We start from the raw sequence: 21,897 nt of genomic DNA on the forward strand, positions 1-21,897 counted from the left end.
TAGCGCCCGCCCTGCCTCATCCGGCGAGCCGGCCACGGCAGCGATTGCATCGACTGCGCCTCCCCCATACCACGACCCACTGAGGAGTACACATCATGATCCCATCGCCCCCGGCGGCGCCGCACCCGGCCACTGAGGCGGATTTGGAGGACTATCTCTCCACCCCGCTGCCCGGGGTGGGCGAGGCGCTGCAGGCCACCGGCGGTGACGTTGTGTTGTTGGGTGCCGGGGGCAAGATCGGTCCGACGATGGCGATGATGGCCCGGCGGGCTCTGGATGAGGTTGGCTCGGATGCCCGGGTGGTCGCGGTTTCGCGGTTTTCCGATCCCGAGGTGCGCCAGCGGTTGAGCGAGGCCGGTGTCGTGGTGCAGTCCGCGGATTTGTCCGAGCCGGGGAACTACGCGGATCTGCCCGATGCCGCGGCGATGGTTTATCTGGCGGCGATGAAGTTCGGCACCACTGGCGCTGAGCATCAGACGTGGTGGTCCAACGCGGCGATGCCCGCTTTGGTGGCCGACCGCTACCGGGGGGCGTGTCTACTGGACTGTGTAAGGGGTGGATCCCCGAGGCTGGCGAGGAGCCAGTGAGAGGAGACCATCGTGAAGACCACGAGTACGACGAAGACCACCGAGGATCACCACGCACTGGATGGGCAGGATGCTGACCAGGCTAGGGGCGTGGCCAGCGAGCCGGGCCACCGCGGCCAGGGCGGGGCCTCGAGGCCGGCGGGCGCCTCGCACCGGGCGCTGCTGGGTGATGAGTACATCGACGAGCTCGTCTCCCAGGCCGACGCCGAGGGGCTGGCGCTGACCGGTGAGGGTGGGTTCCTGCCGGAGTTGGTCCGTAAGGTCCTCGAGCGCGGGCTGGCGACGGAGTTGAGCGATCACCTGGGCTATGACAAGGGTGATCCGGCCGGGCGCGGGGCACCAAACTCGCGCAACGGGGCCACGCCCAAGACGCTGGCTACCGAGGTCGGCGATATCCCGCTGGCCACCCCGCGCGACCGTGCCGGGACGTTCGAGCCGGCGCTGGTGCCCAAGGGCGCCCGGCGGGCCGGTGGGCTCGATGAGATGATTATCAGCCTCTACGCCGGTGGGATGACGGTGCGCGACATCCAGGCCCATCTGGCCCGCACGCTGGGTACCGAGTTGTCCCACGAGACGATCGCGAACATCACTGACGCGGTGTTGGAGGAGGTTAAGGACTGGCAGACCCGGCCGCTGGACCCCGTCTGGCCGGTGGTCTTCCTCGATGCCATCGTGGTCAAGGTCCGCGACGGGGCGCATGTGGTCAACCGCCACGCCCACCTGGCGGTCGGGATCGATACCGATGGCATCAAGCACGTGCTGGGCATCTGGGTCCAGGCCGGGGAGGGTGCCAAGTTCTGGGCCGGGGTATGCGCTCAGTTGGCTAACCGGGGCGTGAAGGACATCCTGATCGCCTGCTGCGACGGGCTGCCCGGCCTGCCCGAGGCGATCGAGGCCACCTGGCCCCAGACGGTGGTCCAGACGTGTGTGGTGCACCTGATCCGGGCGGCCAACCGATACATCTCCTACGGCGATCGCAAGGCCTTCTCGGCCGGGTTGCGCACCATCTACACCGCCGCCGATGCCGATGCGGCCGAGACCGCGCTGCTGGAGTTGGCCGACTCCGACCTGGGACGTAAATACCCCGCAGCGATCGCGGTGTGGCAGCGGGCCTGGGAACGGTTCACCCCATTCCTGGCCTTCCCCCCGGCGGTGCGCAAGGTCATCTACACCACCAACACGATCGAGAGTTTGAACTACCAGATGCGCAAGATCATCAAGAACCGCGGGCACTTCCCCAACGACGAAGCGGTGGTGAAGTTGTTGTGGCTAGCCATCCGCGATATCGAGGACAAACGTGCCCGTCAGCGAGCCAAGGAGCAGGGCCTGCCAGCGCACAAGCGCAAGGCTCCCGGGCGGCTCGTGGAGGGCACCACCACCGCCGGCTGGACCGCCGCACTGAACCAACTCGAACTGCTCTACCCCGAGCGTCTAGCAGGACACATCAACTAGAAACAGGAGCCTCTCTTACACAGAGGGCTTGACAGGCTCCTACCGGGGGGTGCCCTCGGTGGTCTACTCCACCGGGAACGTCTACCCGCTGCGTCCGTTGTCTGCTGGTGGGTCCACCGAGGACGACGCTCCCGAACCGGTGGGTGAGTACGCCCAGTCCTGCCTGGCTCGTGAGCGCATCTTCTCCCACGCCGCGCACACCTGGAACACCCCGGTGACCATCTTCCGGCTCAACTACGCCTGCGAACTGCGCTACGGCGTCATCGCCGACCTCGCCACTCAGATCCTGGATGGTGAGCCCATCGACGTCACCATGCCGGCGGTGAACGTGGTCTGGCAACAAGACGCCACCGCCTGGGCGCTACGGTCGGTGGAACTGGCCAGCACTCCCCCGCACATCCTCAACGCCACCGGCCCCGAGACCGTCTCGGTGCGCCGCCTGGCTACCTGGCTGGCCGCCGCGATGGGCACCGAGGTGCGGTTCACCGGAACCGAGTCCACCGACGCCCTGCTCTCCGACGCCAGTCACTGCCACGACCTGTACGGCTACCCCACGGTCCCGATGCGCCGCGTGGTAGAGATGGTGGCCCGGTGGGTGACCGAGGGCGGGCGGCAACTGGGCAAGGCCACCAAGTTCCAGCAGCGAGAGGGCAAATTCTGATGAGCACCGACCTGGCCGCACGACTGGGCTCCGGGGTGGTCATCCCGGCCCACCCCTTGGCCCTGGACGAATCCGGCGGCCTCGACCTGCGAGCCCAACGCGCCCTGACCAGGTATTACCTCGATGCCGGCGCCCACGGCCTGGCCGTGGCAGTACACACCACCCAGTTCGAACTGCACCACGACCCCGCCATGCTCACACAGGTGTGGCACCTGGCCGCCGAGACCGCCGCCGAGCACGGCAGCGAACCGATCATGGTCGCCGGACTGACCGGTGATACCCACCAGGCGGTCACCGAAGCCGAACTGGCCACCGAAGCCGGCTACCACGCGGCCCTGCTCAGCCCGTGGGGCATGTCGGACACCAGTGAACAGACCCTGCTGGAACGAGCCGCCGCCGTTGCTGAGGTGATGCCGGTGATCGGGTTCTACCTCCAACCCGCAGTGGGCGGGGCCCTGCTGAGCCGGGAATACTGGCGCGCCCTGTTCGACATCGAAACGGTCGTGGGAGTCAAGGCCGCCCCGTTCAACCGGTACTGCACCGGCGATGTTGCCCAGACCCTCCTGGAACATGACCGCTGGGACCAGATAGCGCTGTTGACCGGCAACGACGACGCGATCATCCACGACCTGATCACCCCCTACCAGCGCACCATCAATGGACAACAACGCCAAATCCGCGCCACCGGCGGCCTACTCGGCCAATGGGCCGTGGGAACCCGCGCCGCAACCCACCAGGTCACCAAAGCCAACCAAGCCGTCACCGCCGGCCAAGTGCCGCTGGAACTGCTCGCTGAAGCATCAGACATGGTGGAAATCAACCACGCCGTCTTCGACGTCGACCACAACTTCGCCGGATGCGTCCCCGGCGTCAACGAAGTACTACACCAACAAGGCCTAATCCCCACCACCACCACCCTGGGCACCGACACACTCTCCCCCGGACAGACCGAACTGATCACCCAAGTCCGACAACGCTACCCGGACCTACTCGACGAGAACTTCATCGCCACCAACCGCGAGAACTGGTTGAACTAAGCCCCCGCTCACCACCCCACGCGCACCCGCCCCACCGGCGCCGCCACCGCGATCACCACCGCGGCGAGTCCGTAGGCCCACGGGTAGTCGATCCCGGCCAGCAGAGCGCCGAATATCACGGCGCCGGAGCCCATCCCGGCGTCGTAGGCGAAATTCCACACCGTGCTGGCCAGCCCGCGCCGCCGGGGCCCGGCGCGTCCCATGATCACCACCAGCGAGTCGTTCTGGTTCACGCCCAGGCCCAGGCCGAACACCCCGGCACCGGCCACCACCAGCCAGGAGTTCATGCCGGGCGCGGCACCCAGGGCGAGTGCGCCCATCCCGACCGCCCCAACGACCGCGCCGGGAAGCACCAACCTCCCGGGCTGTAGGTGACCGGCGAGCACTCCTGACCCGAACCGGCCCGTGATCATCGCCAGTGGGGCGACCACCAGGGCCAGCGACACCACCGAGGCATCCGGCACGGCCAGCGGCAGGAACGTGTTCACCGCACCCAGGGCCATGGTGAGGCTGAAGAAGGCCAGCGCCGGCCGCAGCAGTGGTCCGATGGCGCCGAGCACACCGGGTTGCCCGATCCGCCGCTTGCGGGTGGCTGCACCAGCCCGCACCTGTGCCTCTGCCGGCGAGCTTTCGAGCAACTCGGTGGCCCCAGCCGTGTGATCGGCCTCCACGCTGGGGTCGAGCAGCACGGATCCGGCCGCAGGCCCGGGCCGCTCATCTGCGGGCCGTCCCCCCGCGTGGAGCAATGACGCCAGCACCGCCCCCACCACGGCGAGTACCGTCGAGGCCACGAACACCGGTGTGAAAGACCACTGCCGGGCCACCCACACCCCAGCCGGCAGGGCGATCACCATCGGCAGACCGGTTCCCAGACCGTGGATGCCCAGGCCCCGGGCGAGCAGGTGCGAGGGCACGATCTCGGCCACCAGCGCGCTCGCGGCCACCACCAACAGGCCGAACCCCACGCCGCGGGCCGCCGAGATCACCAGCACCGGTGCCAACTGGTCCGAGAGCAGATAGAACGGGGTGGGCGCGGCCATCACGGCCGCACCGGCCACGAAGATCTGCTTCAGCGTAAATCGCGCCAGCACCGGACCCATCGCCAACTGGGTGATGGCGGTGGCCCCCAGCATCACCCCGTTCGTGGCGCCCACCCCCGCTCCCGAGCCCCCTCCGCCGGCTGCCCACAGCGGCACCACGGTCATCAGGGGGCGAAGTTGCACAGCGCCGTCACCGTGGCCAGCATCAACAGGGTGAAGTCCCGGCGCGGGATGGCCGGGGCCGAGTGCTCACTCATGGCACCCCCGCGGCACGCCCACGCGCCACCACCCCACCGCTAGCCTCCTCCAGGCCGGATCACCCGGTGCCTCCATCGTGGAGCATCGCCCGGAAAAGGCCAAGACCCCCCACCACCCCCCACCCGTGCCCCTGTGGTGACGCAGCCACGGCGGCGCCGTCCTCACCACCCCCGCCATCCCCGCCACAACAGCTCAATTGGACAGTTGCGGCGAGGTGGAGACCGGATCTCTCGCCACAACGGCTCAATTGGATGGTTGTAGCGCGTGCCCGGAGCCAGGAGGAACGGGCCGGGCTACTCCTGGAAGGCGGCGTCGGTGCGCCAGCCCCCGCGCCGGTAGGCCGGCGTCCCCAGCGCCAGGACCAGCAGCGCGGCGGCCATCGAGGCGGCGATCACCACCGCCATCGACGTCGCCGAGGTGCCGAACAGCCCGGTCAGCGGCGCCACGAGCCCGGCCACCCCGAACTGGGACACCCCGATCAACGCGGCGGCGGCTCCGGCGCGGTCCCCGTGCCGCGCCAGCGCCGAGGCCGAGGCATTCGGAGCGATGAAGGCGTTCACGCCCATCATCAGCCACAGCGGCGCCAGCAGCCCGGGCAGGCCGCCCAGGCCCAACGCGGCCACCACCACCAGCACCATCGCCAGGCTCACCGAGACCGGCAGTGCCAGGCGCAGCAGCCGCACCGGCGCGAAGCGGCGCACCAACGCCGCGTTGACCTGCGCCCCGATCACCATCGAGATACCGTTCAGCGCGAACAGCAAGGCGAACTGGTTCTCGCTCAGCCCGTAGTCTTCCCGGATCACGAACGGGGAGGCCGACACGTAGGCGAACACCGCGGCCATCCCCAGGCCCGGCAGCAGCGCCAGGGCTACGAACTGCCGGTCCCGCAGCAGCGCACCGTAGGAGCCCAGTACCTTCAGCGGCGAGCCGCCCGTGCGTCGCGCCGGGGGCAACGTCTCGGGCAGGAACCGCCACACCACCACCAGCAGCCCCACCCCGTACAGGGCCAGCGCCACGAACACCGCGCGCCAGTTCCAGATGTTGGCCAGGAACCCCCCGATCGAGGGCGCCAGCAGCGGTGCCAGGCCGATCACCAGCATCAGCCGGGACAACACGGCCGAAGCCTGCGGGCCGGTCAGCTTGTCCCGGATCACCGCGATCGCCACCACCGCCGCGGCAGCGTTGCCCACACCCTGCAGGATCCGCAGCCCGATCAGGGGCATCACGTCGTAGGTGAGCAGGCAGGCCACCGAGGCGACGATGTGCACGGTGATCCCGATCATCGCCGGCACCCGGCGCCCGTACCGGTCCGACAACGGCCCGATCACGAACTGCCCCAGCGCACCACCGATCAAGGTGGCGGTGATGGTGAACTGGACTGCGGCGTCTCCCGCGCCCAGGTCCCGGCCACCTCGGGCAGGGAGGGCAGGTACATGTCGGTCGTGAAGGCCCCGATCGCCACCATCAGGCCCAGCAGCAGCACGAACTTGACCGTCCACATCTTGCTGCGCGGGGTGGGCAGCGGCGCCGGGCGCCGCACCGGTGGGGTGCTCGGCGGGTTCACCCCCGACGACGACGCAGCCCCCTCGGCGGTGTCGGTCGCCGTGGTCGCGGCACCGGTGGGTGCGGCACCGGTGGGTGCGGCACCGGTGGGTGCGGCGCCATCGTGGCCGGCGTCGTGCGGCCGGTCACCGGTCGGAAGGTGACCCGAGGGGACACCGGCGGCAGTGACCGGGTCGGGGTGGTGGGAACGGACAGGGGCGGACGCAGCAGAGATGCCGGTAGACACAAGGATCCTTGGAGGCTGGAGCAGAGCGCACAGATAGCGCTGAGAATGCCTACTTAGTCTGTCCTAATCCGCGGTGCCGGTCGAGTCGATAGCCCGAGTGTTCGCGGTGTGTTCGCGCACACTTCGACCCGCCATGGACTCGCTTGGAGATCCCTTGGCCACCCCTTCACCAGATTGACCAACGCGGCGGGGTTTCCCGTGTGCTCTCACTGCCCGGCAAGCACCTGCAGCACCGCATCCCCGTACCGCTCGAGTTTGGCATCACCCACCCCGGAGATACCGCGAAGTCCGGTCAAGGTGGCCGGCCGGGCCTGGGCGATCCCGGCCAGGGTGGCGTCGTTGAACACCACGTAGGCGGGTACACCCTGCTCCTTGGCTACTCCGGCACGCCAGGTGCGCAGCGCGGCGAACAACTCCTGAGCGGGTTCGTCCAGGTCCACCGGGGCGGTCCTCGCGGGCGTCCTGGCCGCCGCGCGCACCCGTTCGGGCTCACTGCGCAGCCACACCTGGGTCTGTCCCCGCAGCACCGCGGCCGCTGCGTCGGTGATCGCCAACACCCCATAGGCGCCTTGCACCTGCAGCAGGCTCTGGGCGAGCAGTTGGCGCACCACCCCGCGCCACTGGGCACCGCTGAGTTCGGTACCGATCCCGAAGGTGCTCAGGTCGGTGTGCCGCTCGCGCAGCACCCGCTCGTTCTCGTTGCCCACCAGGATATCCACCAGGTGACCGGCGCCGAACTGTTGGCCCCGTTCCCGCTGCAACCGCACAATGGTGGACATCAGCTTCTGTGCCGCCACGGTGCCGTCGAAGGATTCCGGTGGTTGCACGCAGGTGTCGCAGTTGCCGCACGGGGCCGAGTCCTCCCCGAAGTAGCGCAGCAACTGCTGGCGCCGGCACCGCACCGTCTCACACAGCGCGAGCATCGCATCCAGGTGCAGGGATTGGGCTCGTTTGCGCTGGACGTCCCCCTCGCCGTCGTCGATCATCTGTCGTTGCTGGACCACATCCTGCAAGCCGTAGGCGAGCCATGCCGTGGCGGGCAGCCCGTCCCGACCGGCGCGGCCGGTCTCCTGGTAGTACCCCTCCACGGACTTGGGCAGGTCCAGGTGGGCCACGAACCGCACGTCGGGTTTGTCGATGCCCATCCCGAAGGCGATGGTGGCCACGATCACCACGCCCTCCTCCCGCAGGAAGCGCGCCTGGGTGGCCGAGCGTTCCGCAGCGGGCAGGCCCGCGTGGTAGGGCAGGGCGGTGATGCCCCGCTCGGCCAGCCACGTCGCGGTGCGTTCGGTCGAGGCCCTGCTCAGGCAGTACACGATGCCGGCGGCGCCGGGATGTTCTTCCCTGATCAGGCGGAGCAGCTGGTCCCTGGCGTTCTGCTTCGGACCGATCCGGTACTGGATGTTGGGCCGGTCGAAACTGGACACGAACACCCGGGCCTCGCCCAGATGCAGGTTCTGGACGATCTCGGCCCGGGTCTCAGCGGTGGCGGTGGCGGTCAGGGCAATACGCGGAACGTCAGGCCAGCGCTCGTGCAGGAGGGTCAGGCCCAGGTAGTCGGGCCGGAAGTCGTGGCCCCACTGCGCCACGCAGTGGGCCTCATCGATGGCGAACAGCGCGATGCGGGCCTTATCCAGCAGCGCGGTAGCCACCGGAAGTCGCTCCGGTGCCAGATAGAGCAGGTCCAACTCGCCCGCCAGCAGCCGGTGCTCCACGTCGCGGCGCTCCGGCATCGACTGGGTGGAGTTGAGGAACGCCGCGCGCACCCCGAGCTGCTCCAGCGCCTGGACCTGATCGTGCATGAGCGCGATCAGCGGGCTGATCACCACCCCGGTGCCCTCGCGCACCAGCGCCGGGATCTGGTAGCACAGGCTCTTCCCTCCGCCGGTGGGCATCAGCACCAGGGCGTCGTTGCCGGCGGTGACGGTGTCGATGATCTCTTCCTGCTGGCCGCGGAAGGTGTCATAGCCCCACACCTGTTGAAGGGCATCGAGCGGGGAGTCGGCGACGGCGGCGGCTCGCACCACGGCGCGGGCGGAGGCCGGCTGGGGTCCGGTCGCAGGGTCCGGTGCGTGGGCGGGGTCCGGCGGTGGGGGAACCTCGGAGGTGCCAGGGTCGCCGGGATCCTGTGGGGGCGGGTAGTCCCACTCCGGTGGTTCCTCCCACTGCCACTGTGGGCCGGGCCATGACGTGCTCACGCTGACAGCCTATGCGGCAGGCCGGACGAGGCGATGCACTGGCCTCCTGCTGTGCAGGGTGGTGAGTCAGCCGCGCCCGGTGGCACGCTGCAGGAGGGGCCCATGTCCATCACCACCTGGGCCAGCGAGTCCGGGTGCGATGTCGCACTCCGGGTCGACCCGTTGGGGCGCGGACGGGCACCGTTGGTCAGGGGTGGCGCATTCGGAAGTCGTAGCGCTCCGGCACCGCCCGCCCGGGGTGGACGGCGGCCCACAGGTCCGACAGGGCCAACTCACCCTCGCGCACGTCAGGGATGACGATGTCCTCGGCCAGCACCTGCTCGGCACGGTCCCGGTCTCCCGCGGCGTGGGCGGCGAAACCCTCGAGCAACCGCACCCGGCCCATGCTTCGCACCTCACGCGGAGCACCGCCGGCGAGGTCCAAGGCTCGCTGCGGCGCTCCGGCCTGGATCGCCGCGGACATCGCCTCCAGCAACATCGTGGGCTGGTCATCAGCCAGTGCCAGGGCATCGGACAGCAGGTCGGTGGCCCCGGCGTGATCGCCGCGGCCGGCAGCAACCTGCGCCAGCCCGCGTAGCGCCCACGCACTGCGCCGATCGGCCAGCGAGGCCCGGTAGCACTCCTCGGCGCGCTGATCATCCCCGCGGGCATGGGCCAGGACACCCAGGTGATAGTCACGCAACCATCCCGGCGCGGTCGAGGAGAGCAGATCCTCCCAGAACTGCCCGACGACGTAGGAGGCCGGCGGCGTGGCCGGATCAGCGGCGGCCAGGAGTTCTTGGCCGCGGCGCGGCTCGCCCACCAGGGCCTCCCACAGCAGTTGCTCCTCGCCGAGCGACTCCGGCGCGAACGGGGTTCCGCCGTCGTCGGCTATCCACTGCTGCCCGCTACGGGAGCGCACCAGGGATTCCAGGGCGCCCATCCGCTGCCGCGGTGCAGCACTTCCTCGGGTGCGCGATCGGCGCTTCGGCGGGCCTCGGTGAGCACCGCGCCCAGACCCGCGTCCGGCAACAGAGCATCGACACGCCCGGCCACGTGGGTGGTGGCGGCGTCCCAGTCCTCATCGTGGGCCCGGGTGGCATCGGCGGCAATGTCGCCGTAGGTCTCCACCCAGTCCCAGTTGGTGCGGCCGGGCATCATGACGTGTTCGAACTGGGTGGCCGTGATCCCGGCCTGGATCTCCAGGTAGGGGCCGGGGCCGTCCGGGGAGAGCCACCGTTGCCAGTGCTGCCCGCCGGGCCCGGTGCCCCACAGGAACAGTTTGCGCCCGGGCAGGCGCGCCGTGGACACCTGGGCCAGACCGTGCCCGGAAGAGTCGACGGCGGCGATCCAGGGGTGGGTGGTGCCGGTGGTGTCGTAGAAGTAGTCCGCGGCGTCGGTGCTACGGGTGGAGAAGGTGCGGTCGGCACCGTTGTGCACCGGCACCGGAACCTCGGCGATGGTGCCGTCGTACCCGGTGGCGTAGGCGGTGGTGGCCGGGACCAGCACGCGCACGTCCGGCGCCTCGGGTACGGCGGCGTTGGACCACCAGTACATCGGCACCTCGTGCTCGCCCGGGTTCTGGATGCGCACGTACACGTGCAGTGCATGCGAGCCGGCCGGCAGCCACGCATCGACCTGGAAGACCACCTCGCGCAGCCGGTCCATCTCCCACATCCGCAGCATCGGCACCCCGCCGGGGCCGGTCAGGCGGGCAGCATGCAAGGGGGACATGGTGTGCGCGGCGTGGCCCTTGGTGCCGATGTTCCACTCCACTCCCCCGGCGAACCAGGCATTGCGCAACGCCAGGTTCGCCGGCTGCAGCACCGCGTTGGCGTGCAGCAGTTCCCGTCCGGAAGCGATATCGGCCAGTGACCACAGCCGCCCGCCGAGGGTCGGGGTGAAGGTGGCGCGCAGATGGCCGTTGTCCAGGACAACCGTGGGCAGGGTGATCGGCTCGCGAGTGCGGGGGTAGTTGTTCTGCAGCAGGTACGGGTGCATCGACCGGGGCCGGCCGAAGGAGGCGCCGTGGCGGATCTGCTCGGGCAGGTCGGCACCCAGTTCGAAGGGATTCTCCAGCAGCCGGTGCGGGACCGGGAGCGGATCGTCGGGGCCGAGCGGGGCGACGGGCAGTGTGATCTGTCCGCGATACAGCGATGTCATGGGGTTCCCCTGAGGGTGTCGGTGGATCTCTGGTCCACCGTAGCGCCCGACATCGACCCGCGAGGCAGGACCTGACCGCACCCGCCGCACCACATCCGGATTGTGAACCGGGATGGTCAGTGCACCGGTGCCGCCCGACACACCTCACGCCAGTCCGACCACTCCAGCGCCTCCCGGTCCCGCTCCCGGCCGGCGAGGTGCTCACACATCGTGATGGCATCGGCGAGCAACTCGCGCAGCATGCCGTCCGGGTCGGTGACGCAGGCCTGCGCGAGCCCGACGGTGGCGATCTCCACCATGGTCTTTCCCGGGTGCCTCCGGCCCGGGCCGCCCACCTCGGCGATGAAGTTCCGCGCCCACCTCGCCGCCAGGGGCGCCTGCTCCAGCGCTCGCTGGACCGCCGGATGAGGCGCGGCCTGCTGCGGACCGGAGCGCGCGGAGCGGCACCTCTCGCAGGTGAGCAGCCCGACGGCGAGCGCCCGCTGGCGCTGTTCGCTCACCACGGGCAGGGCGCGAGCAGCCGCAAGCACGGCCAACTCATCACGCCAGCGCGGATCATCACTGGTCAGCCCGATCACCGCCGGCACCAGCGTGGCCAAGCGGGGCCGGTGTGTGGAGTGGGTCAGGTCATTGACCAACCGAGCCAGGTGAGCCAACAGCGGGTGGGTACAGGCGGGGGCGTCGCTCCAGCGCTCCCCGGCCAGGTAGGAGGCCAACTCCATGAAACATGCGCCCCGGCGCGGGCTGCGGTGCTTGCCCCGGGACAACAGTGGTAAGGGTTCGATGTCGACGTCCATCACGTCACCTCGCAGTCGACTTACCCCAGTGTGCTCCGCGCACGGGCGAACGGCAATCGCTGTGGCTCGAACTCGCCGGGTCCGGCGAGGCGGGTTAGCGCTGGGGCGCGGGCGAGGCTGCCCTCCGAAAGGTACCGCGGGGGCTCAGCCGGCGGGATGCACCTCCTGGCGGACAGTGACCAGATTCTCCCGCTCGATCCGGCCGATGCCCCACTGCCCCAGGGCTCCCAACGCCTCGTTGAGGCTGGCCCCGTGTTCGGTCAGGCGGTATTCCACCCGGGGCGGGATCTCGGCGAAGACCTCCCGTGCCACCAGACCGTCATGTTCCATCTCGCGAAGGTGCTGGGTGAGCATCTTCTCGCTGACCCCCACCAGCCCGCGGCGGAGTTCGGCGAAGCGACGAACCCCGTGGGCCTGCAGCTCCCAGAGGATCAGGGCTTTCCACTTCCCGCTGACCACGTCCATCGCGGCGTCGATCCCGCAGATGTAGGGAATGACATTCTCCTTCACCCTCCTCGGCCTCGGTGCCATGGGCGGGGCACTTGCCGCGACCGCACTCGACGCCGGTCACGTCCTGACCGTGTGGAACCGCACGCCCGGAAAGGACACCGATCTGGTCGATCGGGGTGCCCAGGCGGCCACCTCGGCCGGTGCGGCCATCAGCGGCGCCGATCTCGTCGTCGTCTGCCTCTTCGACTATGCCTCGGTACGTGCGGCACTCCACCCGCATACCGAAACCCTTACCGGTCGGACGGTGATCAACCTGACCACGACCACGCCCGAGGAGGCCCGGGAGCTGGCCCGCTGGGCCCGCGAGCACCGGATCGACTACCTGGACGGGGCGATCATGAGCACCCCGAGGATGATTGGCACACCGGAGTCGGTGATCCTCTACAGCGGCTCCGCACCGGCCTTCCATGCACACGAGCCACTACTGCAGGTGTGGGGAAGCAGCACCTTCGACGGCGACGATCCCGGCATGGCCTCCATGTGGGACCTGGCCATGCTCTCCGGGATGTACAGCATGTTCGCCGGGTTCCTGCATGGTGTGGCAATGCTGGAGACGGCCGGCGTCGGGGCGGCTGAGTACGCCGGGCGGGCCGCGCCGTTCCTCGCTGCGATGACCAGTCTGCTCGGTCATTCCACTGAACGCCTGGACGCCCGTGATTACAGCGAGGCCCTCCAGAGCCTGCACTGGACTACGACGCAGTTGGGCACCATCGCCCGCGCCAGTCGCGAGCAAGGCATCACCCCGGCCCCGATGCAGATGGTCCAAGAACTCATCCAGCAGCAGATCGACGCGGGCCACGGTGCGGAGGACTTCGACCGGATCATCGAGTCGATGCGCTGACGACGACGATCCTCACCATCCCGTGGGAAAGGTAGCCGGCGTCGGTGCCGTTCGTCCGGCTCGAACTTACCGGGGCGGTGACCGGCAGAGCCCTCCCAACGGGTGCGGTGCACCTGTTGGCGTTAGCGTCAGGCCATGGACACACCCGCCTCGCCGCTGCGACTCTCACTTGCCCCTGGGAACGGGCGGCGGGTGCTGGTCACCGGTGCCAGCGGGTACATCGGTGGCCGGTTGATCCCCGAGCTGCTAGCGGCTGGGTTCACGGTGCGGGCCAGCGCCCGCAACATCGAGCGGTTGCACTCCCGTGCCTGGAGCGGGCAGGTGGAACTGGCCGAGGCGGACCTGCAATCACCCGAGCAGGTACTCGCGGCGATGGATGGCGTGCACACGATGCTCTACCTGGTGCACTCCATGGGTCAGGGCGATGACTTCATCTCCCGGGAGCAACAGATCGCCCGCACCGTCGCCGCCGCTGCCGCCGAGGCCGGGGTGGCCCAGATCGTTTACCTGGGCGGGTTGCACCCCGGGGGTGAGTTGGACTCACTGTCGGATCACATGCGCTCCCGGGAGCAGGTGGGGCGCATCCTGCTCGCCGCGGCGGTCCCGGCGCTGGTGCTGCGAGCCGGGGTGGTGATCGGATCGGGGTCGGTGTCCTTCGAGATGATCCGCCACCTTGCCGAGTTGCTGCCGGTGATGCCCGGGCCCAGGTGGCTGAACAACCGGATCGAACCCATCGCGATCCGGGACGTGCTGTACTACCTGGCCCACGCCAGCGCCCTACCGGAACCGGTGAATGACGACGTCGGCATCGGCTCCGGGCAGGTGCTGCGATTCCGGGACATGCTCACCGCCTACGGCCAGGTGGCGGGCCTGCCCCGGCGCCGCGTGCTGGCACTGCCGGTGCCCGCGCCGCGACTGAGCGGATTCTGGATCACCATGACCACCCCGATTCCCCGCGGGATCGCAATGCCGCTGGCGGCCTCGATGGCGCAGGACGCCGTCACCACCGATCACCGGATCGCCGAGATCATCCCTGACCCTCCCGATGGCCTGACGTCCTACCGTCAGGCCTGCCGTCGGGCGATCCAGCGGCAACTGGCCGGGCAGGTCACGGTGACCTGGGACCACGACGTGCAGGCCGAGGTCGATCCGGCCGACCCGCTGCCCTCGGACCCGCAGTGGGCCGGGCATACCGTGTTCACCGATGTGCGCCAGCGTCACGGCGCCGCCGCACCTGAGGCGGTGTGGCAGGTGGTCGAAGGTATCGGAGGGGAGAACGGCTGGTACTCCCCTGCGATCCTGTGGCGGGTGCGCGGGCTACTGGACCGGGCTGCCGGTGGTCATGGGCTGGGCCGCGGGCGGCACGATCCGCATCATCTGCAGGTCGATGACCACGTGGACTTCTGGCGGGTGGAGTCGATCACCCCGGGACGATCCTTGACGCTGCGCTCGGAGATGCGAGCGGCCGGGCGGGCCTGGCTGCAGTTGACGGTGCGCCCGGGGGCGGACGGCGGGACCGATTACCGCCAGCGCGCGATCTACTTCCCTCGTGGCCTGCTGGGCCGGTTGTACTGGGGGGTGTTGGTGCCCTTTCATGCGCTGATCTTCCCCACCATGGCCCGCAATATCCTGCGGGCGGCGCAGCGGGCTCGGGCTTGACCAGCAGGCCCTCAGCCGAGGGCGTAGCGCTCCGCCACGTACGCGACAGACTCCATGACCATGCCCGGCGACGCTTCCACCGTCGGGTTCACGGCCGCCTTCCCGGTGGCGAAACTTCCCCGCTGCACCCCCGCCTCCTCGGCGATCCGCCGAGGTATCGGCCTGTCGTACGGGCCGTGGAGTGTCCACGCGTGCATCTCCGGATCCCTGGTGATCCGCTGGATGCTGCGGGGGGACCGCGCACCCAGTGCGGGAACGGGAACGAAGACCCACCCGGTTCGCAGCCGGAACTCCGTCACGCTCTTGCCATACGGCACCGAGACCGGCAGCCCAGGGGCCTGGACCGAGCGCCGCCTCCACAACGCATCCCCCATGGCCCCGTTCAGAACCATTCGGCCTTGCAGCGCCGACTCCATCGTGGCCAGCATGACGTCATCACCCAGGCCCGGCGTCGCAAGAAATTCCCCGTAGAGGTCAACCTCCCCTCCGTCGGCCACTCGCACACCCATCCGCTGCACGGGCTCGGTACCGAGCAGATGGTGGCGCACCTCGACGTTCATCCCGAGGGTGGCACCGGTGCGCTGACCCGAGTCGAAGGTGCCCCTGATCGTAAGGTCTTGGGTGACGGCATCACGATAGCCGAGTTCACTGGCCAGCACGGCTGTCGCGGTGGAGTCGTATCCGCTCGAGAGCGGGGTGATCGGCGTGAAGGTGGTTCGTCGTCGCGCATCCGACGCATTCTCAGCAAGGCGCTGGATACAACCGGAGAGGAACTCCCGGTAGTGCGAGTAGTCCGAGAACTGAACCGAGGACGCGGTGGGCGCGAGTTGCACCTTGCCATCGTGCACCACGAAGTTGTGGAACATCATCCGGCTGAAGGTGTACTCCTCATCAGACGCCACCACAGGGTCATAGCGATCGAAACCCGCCGCCGTCGCGGTGTTCGTGCTTGGTCTGAGTACCTCGAAACCCTGCCGGACGAAGCGAGAGTCAGGGCGCAGTCCGGCGTGGGTGAGCGCGAACGTCGCACTGTTGGACACGATCACCCGGTTGTCGCGCTTGTCGGTCAGAACGTAGAGGTACTCCCAACAGTGCTTCGGCGGCACGAAGACGACGTAGCGGCCCAGCCGCGCACCGGACCCGAAGGCGTAGTCCGTCCTGTGGATCTGGCCCTGGCCGTAGTCGCCGTCCCAGGCACCTTCGAAGACGAACCCTTCCGCGGCCTCGACCTGCGGGCCGATCACGAAGGAGTGGTGAGTTCCTCGGATGCAACAGACCCACGCCAAGTTGGGAACGGAGTCCACCCGTCGGATCTCGCTGGTGTGCGCGGACCGACTATCCGGTATCCCCAGGCGGATCTGTTGGGCGTGCTGCAGGACTCTCGAAGCCGGGATGTGTCGTTTGAGTGACGAGGAGTGGTACAGGTCCAGAGCCGCGGCTCTGATCTGGTCTTCCAAGAAGTCCGTGCTGTCCGGCACCGCCATGTGCGCTACTTCAGCCCTTCTTCGCCGCGGCCTTGGCGGCTTTCTTGGTCTGGCGCACGCGTTGCAATGAGTCCTCGTCCACCACGTCGGCGATGGACCGGTAGGCACCCTCGTGGCCGTAGTCGCCGGTGGCCTCGCGCCACCCGGCGCCGGTGTAGCCGTACTGCTTGCCCAGCAGCGCCAGGAAGATCGCGGCCTTCTGCTTGCCGAAACCGGGTAGGGCATTGAGCCGGCGCAGCACTTCCGGACCGTCAGGCTCACCGCGCGTCCAGATCGCAGCGGCGTCGCCGTCGTATTCCTCCACTATGATCTGCGCCAGGGCCTGGATGCGCCCGGCCATGGATCCCGGGAAGCGATGTACCGCCGGTGGGGTGGCGCAGGTCTGCTTGAACTCCTCCGGGTCCATGGCCGCAATCTGCCCAGCGTCCAGTCCGCCGAGACGCTCGTGGATCTTGTGCGGCCCGGCGAAGGCGGTTTCCATCGGCACCTGCTGATCCAGCAGCATCCCGATGATCAGCGCCAATGGATCGCTGCTGAGCAACTCATCGGCCTGGGCGTCTCCGGTCAGGTGCAGTTCCATACCCCCGATCTTGCCTGATTCGCTTCGCTCGCGCAGCCATCCCCGGCGGTTCATCCGCCCAGGGTTGGCTCGGGCTGTCGCTCAGTCCTTCCCGGGTGGGCTCACGCGGGTGTCGGGCCCGGGGAAGTAGAGGTTGCCCACGTCCTCACCGCTCCAGCGCACCACCCACGGCGGGGCGCCGTCGGGACCGCGCACCTCCAGCACTTCACCGTCGCGAGGTGGCTGACCCACCTGTGCAGATTCGATCACGACACGATCACCGATGTTCGCTCGCATTGCGACCTCCCACATGTGCAGTGGTGGTGGCCGTCACCACCAGCACCATCCAGTCTGGCACCAGGGGCGCGCAGATGCATCTATCGAGCCGGTCCGGGCGGCGAGCCGGTGTCGTCGTCCTCGGGGTGGGGGACAGGTGGATGATCGCGGTGGCCATACCGCCCCAGACCGTGACCAGGGCCACGATCATCATGATGATTGCCGGGGTGTCCATCTCAGACCCTCTCCTTTCCGGCCTCGTCCCGATCGGGGTCCTCCAGGTGCATGGCGGACGCTCCCCGCCACGGCAGGAGACTCAGCACGATCGCCATCACCAGCACCAGGCCCAGTGCCCCCCAGCCGAAGGTCGTCACAACCCAGTCATCGAAGCCGCCGTAGCCCTCCGTGATCTTGTCGCGAATGTCCACCACCAGCAGCACCGCCAGCACAACCGGTAGCACAACACCGACCATGACCTTCCAGGTCCGGCCGATCCTGACCGAGCCGTAGACGTTCAACGCCGCGGTGAGCGTGCCCAGCCGCCGGTAGACCCAACCCACCAGCACCAGGGAGAGGAACGCGGCTCCGACGATGCCGATGTTGTTGGAGAAGGCGTCGACCACATCGAGGAGGGTGACACCGGAGGCGCCTCCGATCAGCACGATGGAGATCACCGCGGTGGCTCCGCCGACGATCGCCACAGTGGTCACCCTCGCCCAGCCGGTCTTGTCCTTCACCGCCGAGATCACCACCTCCAAGATGGAGATCTGCGAGGTCAGACCGGCCATCGTCAGACCGCCGAAGAACAGCACCCCGACCAGCGTCGAAGCCGGGGCCTCGGAAACGATGGTGGGGAAAGCCACGAACGCCAGGCCCAGCCCGGATGAGGCCACCTCCTCCACGGCGGTACCGGATGCGACGGCCAGGAAGCCCAGCGCGGAGAACACCCCGATGGCCCCCAGCAGTTCGAAGGAGGAGTTGGTGAACCCGACCACCAGCCCCGATCCGGTGGCGTTCGACTTGCGCTTCAGGTAGGAGGCGTAGGTGATCATGATGCCGAAGCCCACCGAGAGGGTGAAGAAGATCTGCCCATAGGCCTGGATCCACACCGTGCCGCTGGTCAACGCCGCCCAGTCGGGGGTGAACAGGGCGTTGAGACCTTCGGTGGCGCCGTCCAAGGTCAGCGAGTAGGCCACCAGGATCAGGAACATCAGGAACAGCAGTGGGATTCCGATGGTGGACATCTTCGTGATGCCGCGGCGGACCCCGCTGCCCAGGGCGAGCAGGAGCACCACCCAGACCACGATGAGCGGCCAGCCGACCTGGGCCACGAAGTCCACCGAGATCCCGCTGCCCTCGGCACCACCGCCGTCGTACTGCAGGAACGTCTCGAAGAAGAAGCCCTCGGCATCATCACCCCAGGCCTGGGTCAGGGAGAACCAGGTGTACATCGCCGCCCAGGCGATGATGGCCGCGTAGTAGATGGCGATCAGGAAGCAGATGCCAACCTGCAACCAGCCGATGGCCTCGGCACTGGGGTGCAGCCGTTTGAACGCCATCGGCGGGGATCCGCGGAACTTGTAGCCGATGGCGTAATCGAACAGCAGGATCGGGATACCGGCCGTCAGCAGCGCGACCAAGTATGGGATGAGGAAGGCGCCCCCACCGTTCTCGTAGGTGACGTAGGGGAACCGCCAGATGTTCCCCAGGCCCACGGCAGAGCCGATGGCCACCAGGATGAAGGCGTTGCGTCCGGTGAAACTCTCCCGGATCCGGGAGGTGCGGGCCGTGTCGGCAGGTTCGTTCATCGGTTTCTCCTGAGCAGTTCTGCTGCGCAGAGGCTACTCCTGCTCCGGCCTACCGGCAGAAGATGGGGCGGTCAGAGTCAGAATCACGGCACCGCGGCCTGCACCAGGTGCGCATCGCCGTCGGCGATCACGTGGCCGGCCGTGGCCGGGACGAACACCGCCTCCCCCGGGCCCAGTTGAACCGGTCCGGCATCGGGGGTGCGTACCTGCGCCTGCCCGGAGATGGACAGCACGATCCGCGGACCTCGCCCTGGCATCTCCACCGCACCATTGTTTCCCAGGGTGGTGATGGACATCTCGAAGTCCTCCACCGGGGCATAGAAGGTGCGGATGGGTCCGGTGATCTCCGGGGCGATGCGCACCGGCGGCGCGGTGACATACTCGACGGTACTCAGCACCGCTTCGGGATCGATGTGCTTACTGGTCAGGCCCGCGCGCAGGACGTTGTCGGAGTTGGCCATCAACTCCACACCCAGGCCCTGCAGGTAGGCATGCAGGGTGCCGGCAGGGATGAACAGCGCCTCCCCCGGTGCCAGCGTGACCGGGTTCAGCAACAACGCGGCGACCGCACCGGGGTCCTCGGGGTGAGTTGCCCCGAGTTCAGCCACGATCGCATCGATTCGCACCGAGGCGCCGCGAGCCCCCCTGCGCTCGGCACAAGCCCGCACGACGGCGCGAGTATCCGACGCGGGCACCGCACCGGGAGTGAGCAGTTCGGTGACTGCCGTGCGCATCCCGGCTGCAGTGGGGTCGGTTGTCAGGATCCCGGCCAGTTTCCGGGCCAGCGGGGCATCCAGCCCGCTGACCAGTTCCAGGGCCCGGCGTGGGGTGCGGAACCCGCAGAGAGGGCGCGGAACTCGGTTATCGCGAAGAGCAGTTCGGGTTTGTGGTTGGGGTCCGGATACAGGCGGGTGGCGCCGTCGCGCGGGAGCCCGTCGGACTCCTCGGCGGTGAACCCGGCCTGTGCCTGTACCAGGTTCGGGTGTACCTGCAACGACAGCGGGCGGGCGGGGGCAATGAGCTTGAGGAGGTAGGGCAGGTGCTGGCCGAACCTGGCCAGTGCGTGCCGCCCCAGCGCGGCCTCGAACTCGGTCAGCAGGTACTCGCGCAGGTTCACTCCGGCACGGTCGGGCAGGGTCGAGGGTGCGGCCGGGTGGGCGCCGAACCACAGTTCAGCCACCGGCTCAGTCCCGGGTTCGCGCCCGATCAACTGCGGGATGGTGGTGGTCGAACCCCAGGCGTAGTTTCGTTCGCTGCCTCGTATCCGAACGAGCACGGCTCCTCCTTTCGCTCAATGCGACAGCGTAGTCGCGCTGTTTCGGCCCGCGCAGGTGGCGCCCCGGCATGGATTCAAGCCCTCTTACCAGCGCATTTACAGTTGGACCGCCGCGACACCGTCATCCTCGCAATGGACGGCTTCATCGCACCGCCCGGCCGTGTCAGACCCGAGCGTGGCGAGGTACGCCAAGCGGAGTATTGCTCGGTAGCAGCAGCACCTTGATCTCAGGGAACCTCCACCGAACTAGCATCAGCAAGAACACCAGATGCATGATGACTGTCAGTGATACCAGAACGGGATACACCCCTTCTGCCACGCCAATAGCCTCGGCCGCCCCTCGGCGAACTACACCGGGCTTATCGACTTGGTGCCATAAGCCTACGAACACCCAGGTGATCGCAACCCAGGTGACGGTCAGCGCCACCGTGGACCCGATGGCCATCAGGAAGGTACGCATGCGTGTTGAAAGCCGCTGGACCAATGGATGGACCACAACAGCCAGAATCGCCGCATAGGCGACTATGCCCGCAAATACATAGCGGCCCTGAACCCCCCTGTCATGGCGACCGAAATCCCAGTAGATGCCGTGCGCGTTCATGAAGAGCACCGCAACCGTCACGGCCGGAAACAGAAGTAGGACCGCGAGAATGAACCTGTGTCTCGAGACAGTTAGCGCAAGAACCATCAGCACGAGGAGGATGACACCAGCCGTGTCCACAATCTCGGCCGGAAGCGCCATGTCCTCTCTCGCCCCACGGCCCCAAAACAAGCGGTTGAAACGAATCCAGAACTGGGTGAAGAACAAGACGAAGTCGTACATCTCGTGCTGCTCCCCGGTGGCTTCGCGGGCGCCGTACCGGCTCGGTTGGACGACGCCCAGCACGATGAGGTTCCGTAACCACCACCATCCTCCGACCAGGAAGGCCACCAACATTGGCCACAGCGCCTCGGTGAAACGGCCAGGAATGTCCTTATGCCACCGGCGTGCTAAGAGCACGCACAGGATAGCGAACGTCGGCAGCAGGAACAGCGCGAAGCCCTTGGAGAGTAGGGCGATTCCAAGCGCGACAGCTGAGAGAAGCACCATCCACCTGGCTGGGTACGTCGCTCGCCAAGCCCGGATCGCAAAGTAGAGGCATGCGGTCGCGGTGGTGATCAACAGGACATCGTTGGAGATCAAGCCGCCCATGTTGGTGAAGAAGGGCACCGTGAACAAACTCATTCCGCCACCAACACCGGCAGTCGCAGAGCCCGTGATCCACCGCACCGACCCGATCACGAACGGGACTGCACCCGCCAACAACGCCGCGCTGAGCAGTCGCATGGCCAGAGAAGCACGATCCCAGCGCAGTGTCTCGCCACCCAGCGCTGCGGTACCAGCAGCGATCAGGACGTAGTAGCCAGGCGGGTGGTGCACCATCCCATCGCGTCCGAAGTCGTCCAACGACGTCGCAGCCTCCAGCGTCGCCCGATCCGCAGGCGCCACGAACTCCGTGAGAACCTCTCCCTCCACAGGAAGG

22 protein-coding genes are annotated in these 21,897 nt (G+C 68.2%); 6 read left to right on the top strand and 16 right to left on the bottom strand.

Annotated elements, in window-relative coordinates:
* Window positions 1-95 precede the first annotated feature (95 nt).
* The 4 genes from ACRRRO_RS01990 to ACRRRO_RS02005 all read left to right on the top strand — a co-directional run bounded on the left by ACRRRO_RS01990 (window position 96) and on the right by ACRRRO_RS02005 (window position 3,737).
* The gene (locus tag ACRRRO_RS01990) at window positions 96-587 is read left to right on the top strand and encodes a hypothetical protein (protein WP_424798135.1); all 492 of its coding nucleotides are present in this window, start codon (window positions 96-98) and stop codon (window positions 585-587) included.
* 159 nt (window positions 588-746) lie between these two features.
* Window positions 747-2,039, top strand: coding sequence for an IS256 family transposase (locus tag ACRRRO_RS01995; RefSeq protein ID WP_424789329.1), 1,293 nt, complete (start codon window positions 747-749; stop codon window positions 2,037-2,039).
* Between the two features lie 28 nt (window positions 2,040-2,067).
* Window positions 2,068-2,700, top strand: coding sequence for an NAD-dependent epimerase/dehydratase family protein (locus tag ACRRRO_RS02000; protein WP_434080997.1), 633 nt, complete (start codon window positions 2,068-2,070; stop codon window positions 2,698-2,700).
* The gene (locus ACRRRO_RS02005) at window positions 2,700-3,737 is read left to right on the top strand and encodes a dihydrodipicolinate synthase family protein (protein ID WP_434080998.1); all 1,038 of its coding nucleotides are present in this window, start codon (window positions 2,700-2,702) and stop codon (window positions 3,735-3,737) included. The genes ACRRRO_RS02000 and ACRRRO_RS02005 overlap by 1 nt, the downstream gene beginning before the upstream one ends.
* An 8-nt stretch (window positions 3,738-3,745) precedes the next feature.
* Here ACRRRO_RS02005 and ACRRRO_RS02010 read toward each other — a convergent pair whose 3' ends face one another.
* The 8 genes from ACRRRO_RS02010 to ACRRRO_RS02045 all read right to left on the bottom strand — a co-directional run bounded on the left by ACRRRO_RS02010 (window position 3,746) and on the right by ACRRRO_RS02045 (window position 12,471).
* Entirely contained in the window at window positions 3,746-4,960 is a 1,215-nt protein-coding gene (locus ACRRRO_RS02010) for an MFS transporter (protein WP_434080999.1), read from the bottom strand.
* A gap of 368 nt (window positions 4,961-5,328) precedes the next feature.
* Window positions 5,329-6,435 carry a multidrug effflux MFS transporter gene (locus tag ACRRRO_RS02015; protein WP_434081540.1) on the bottom strand — a complete coding sequence of 369 codons (1,107 nt, stop codon included), beginning with the start codon at window positions 6,433-6,435 and terminating at the stop codon, window positions 5,329-5,331.
* Complete coding sequence (locus tag ACRRRO_RS02020; RefSeq protein WP_434081000.1) at window positions 6,387-6,824, bottom strand: hypothetical protein; 438 nt, start codon at window positions 6,822-6,824, stop codon at window positions 6,387-6,389. The genes ACRRRO_RS02015 and ACRRRO_RS02020 overlap by 49 nt, the downstream gene beginning before the upstream one ends.
* A 206-nt stretch (window positions 6,825-7,030) precedes the next feature.
* On the bottom strand, window positions 7,031-9,022 hold the full coding sequence (gene recQ, locus ACRRRO_RS02025) for a DNA helicase RecQ (protein ID WP_424798223.1): 1,992 nt from the start codon (window positions 9,020-9,022) through the stop codon (window positions 7,031-7,033).
* Between the two features lie 187 nt (window positions 9,023-9,209).
* A complete protein-coding gene (locus ACRRRO_RS02030; RefSeq protein ID WP_434081001.1) occupies window positions 9,210-9,944 on the bottom strand; it encodes a tetratricopeptide repeat protein in 735 nt (244 codons plus the stop codon).
* Window positions 9,893-11,164 carry a DUF5107 domain-containing protein gene (locus ACRRRO_RS02035; RefSeq protein ID WP_434081002.1) on the bottom strand — a complete coding sequence of 424 codons (1,272 nt, stop codon included), beginning with the start codon at window positions 11,162-11,164 and terminating at the stop codon, window positions 9,893-9,895. Before ACRRRO_RS02035 ends, ACRRRO_RS02030 begins: the two co-directional genes overlap by 52 nt.
* Window positions 11,165-11,280: 116 nt before the next feature.
* A complete protein-coding gene (locus tag ACRRRO_RS02040; RefSeq protein ID WP_424798221.1) occupies window positions 11,281-11,961 on the bottom strand; it encodes a hypothetical protein in 681 nt (226 codons plus the stop codon).
* Between the two features lie 144 nt (window positions 11,962-12,105).
* Window positions 12,106-12,471, bottom strand: coding sequence for a winged helix-turn-helix transcriptional regulator (locus ACRRRO_RS02045; RefSeq protein ID WP_424798220.1), 366 nt, complete (start codon window positions 12,469-12,471; stop codon window positions 12,106-12,108).
* Between ACRRRO_RS02045 and ACRRRO_RS02050 the strand changes: the two genes are divergently transcribed.
* A complete protein-coding gene (locus ACRRRO_RS02050) occupies window positions 12,455-13,312 on the top strand; it encodes an NAD(P)-dependent oxidoreductase (RefSeq protein WP_424798219.1) in 858 nt (285 codons plus the stop codon). The two genes, ACRRRO_RS02045 and ACRRRO_RS02050, sit on opposite strands and share 17 nt — an antisense overlap.
* A gap of 135 nt (window positions 13,313-13,447) precedes the next feature.
* Window positions 13,448-14,971 carry an SDR family oxidoreductase gene (locus tag ACRRRO_RS02055; RefSeq protein WP_424798218.1) on the top strand — a complete coding sequence of 508 codons (1,524 nt, stop codon included), beginning with the start codon at window positions 13,448-13,450 and terminating at the stop codon, window positions 14,969-14,971.
* 11 nt (window positions 14,972-14,982) lie between these two features.
* Here the strand turns inward: ACRRRO_RS02055 and ACRRRO_RS02060 are convergent, their stop codons facing one another.
* The 8 genes from ACRRRO_RS02060 to ACRRRO_RS02095 all read right to left on the bottom strand — a co-directional run bounded on the left by ACRRRO_RS02060 (window position 14,983) and on the right by ACRRRO_RS02095 (window position 21,863).
* On the bottom strand, window positions 14,983-16,455 hold the full coding sequence (locus ACRRRO_RS02060) for a hypothetical protein (protein WP_434081003.1): 1,473 nt from the start codon (window positions 16,453-16,455) through the stop codon (window positions 14,983-14,985).
* A gap of 10 nt (window positions 16,456-16,465) precedes the next feature.
* Window positions 16,466-17,035, bottom strand: a complete 570-nt coding sequence (locus ACRRRO_RS02065; RefSeq protein WP_424798228.1) for an HhH-GPD-type base excision DNA repair protein — start codon at window positions 17,033-17,035, stop codon at window positions 16,466-16,468.
* A gap of 81 nt (window positions 17,036-17,116) precedes the next feature.
* The gene (locus ACRRRO_RS02070) at window positions 17,117-17,284 is read right to left on the bottom strand and encodes a DUF1918 domain-containing protein (protein WP_434081004.1); all 168 of its coding nucleotides are present in this window, start codon (window positions 17,282-17,284) and stop codon (window positions 17,117-17,119) included.
* Window positions 17,285-17,291: 7 nt separating this feature from the next.
* On the bottom strand, window positions 17,292-17,525 hold the full coding sequence (locus ACRRRO_RS02075; RefSeq protein ID WP_434081005.1) for a methionine/alanine import family NSS transporter small subunit: 234 nt from the start codon (window positions 17,523-17,525) through the stop codon (window positions 17,292-17,294).
* A gap of 1 nt (window position 17,526) precedes the next feature.
* Window positions 17,527-19,098: a sodium-dependent transporter gene (locus ACRRRO_RS02080; protein ID WP_424798214.1), complete on the bottom strand. Its 1,572-nt coding sequence runs from the start codon at window positions 19,096-19,098 to the stop codon at window positions 17,527-17,529.
* A gap of 83 nt (window positions 19,099-19,181) precedes the next feature.
* Window positions 19,182-19,832: a hypothetical protein gene (locus ACRRRO_RS02085; protein ID WP_434081006.1), complete on the bottom strand. Its 651-nt coding sequence runs from the start codon at window positions 19,830-19,832 to the stop codon at window positions 19,182-19,184.
* Window positions 19,833-19,855: 23 nt separating this feature from the next.
* Window positions 19,856-20,374 (bottom strand): type I phosphomannose isomerase catalytic subunit, encoded by a 519-nt coding sequence (locus ACRRRO_RS02090; RefSeq protein ID WP_434081007.1) that lies wholly within the window; start codon window positions 20,372-20,374, stop codon window positions 19,856-19,858.
* A 163-nt stretch (window positions 20,375-20,537) separates the two neighbouring features.
* Window positions 20,538-21,863: an ArnT family glycosyltransferase gene (locus ACRRRO_RS02095; RefSeq protein ID WP_434081008.1), complete on the bottom strand. Its 1,326-nt coding sequence runs from the start codon at window positions 21,861-21,863 to the stop codon at window positions 20,538-20,540.
* Window positions 21,864-21,897: the final 34 nt, after the last annotated feature.

The organism is Sanguibacter sp. Z1732 (assembly GCF_051020515.1).
In the GTDB taxonomy this organism is placed as follows: Bacteria; Actinomycetota; Actinomycetes; order Actinomycetales; family Beutenbergiaceae; genus CALKWS01.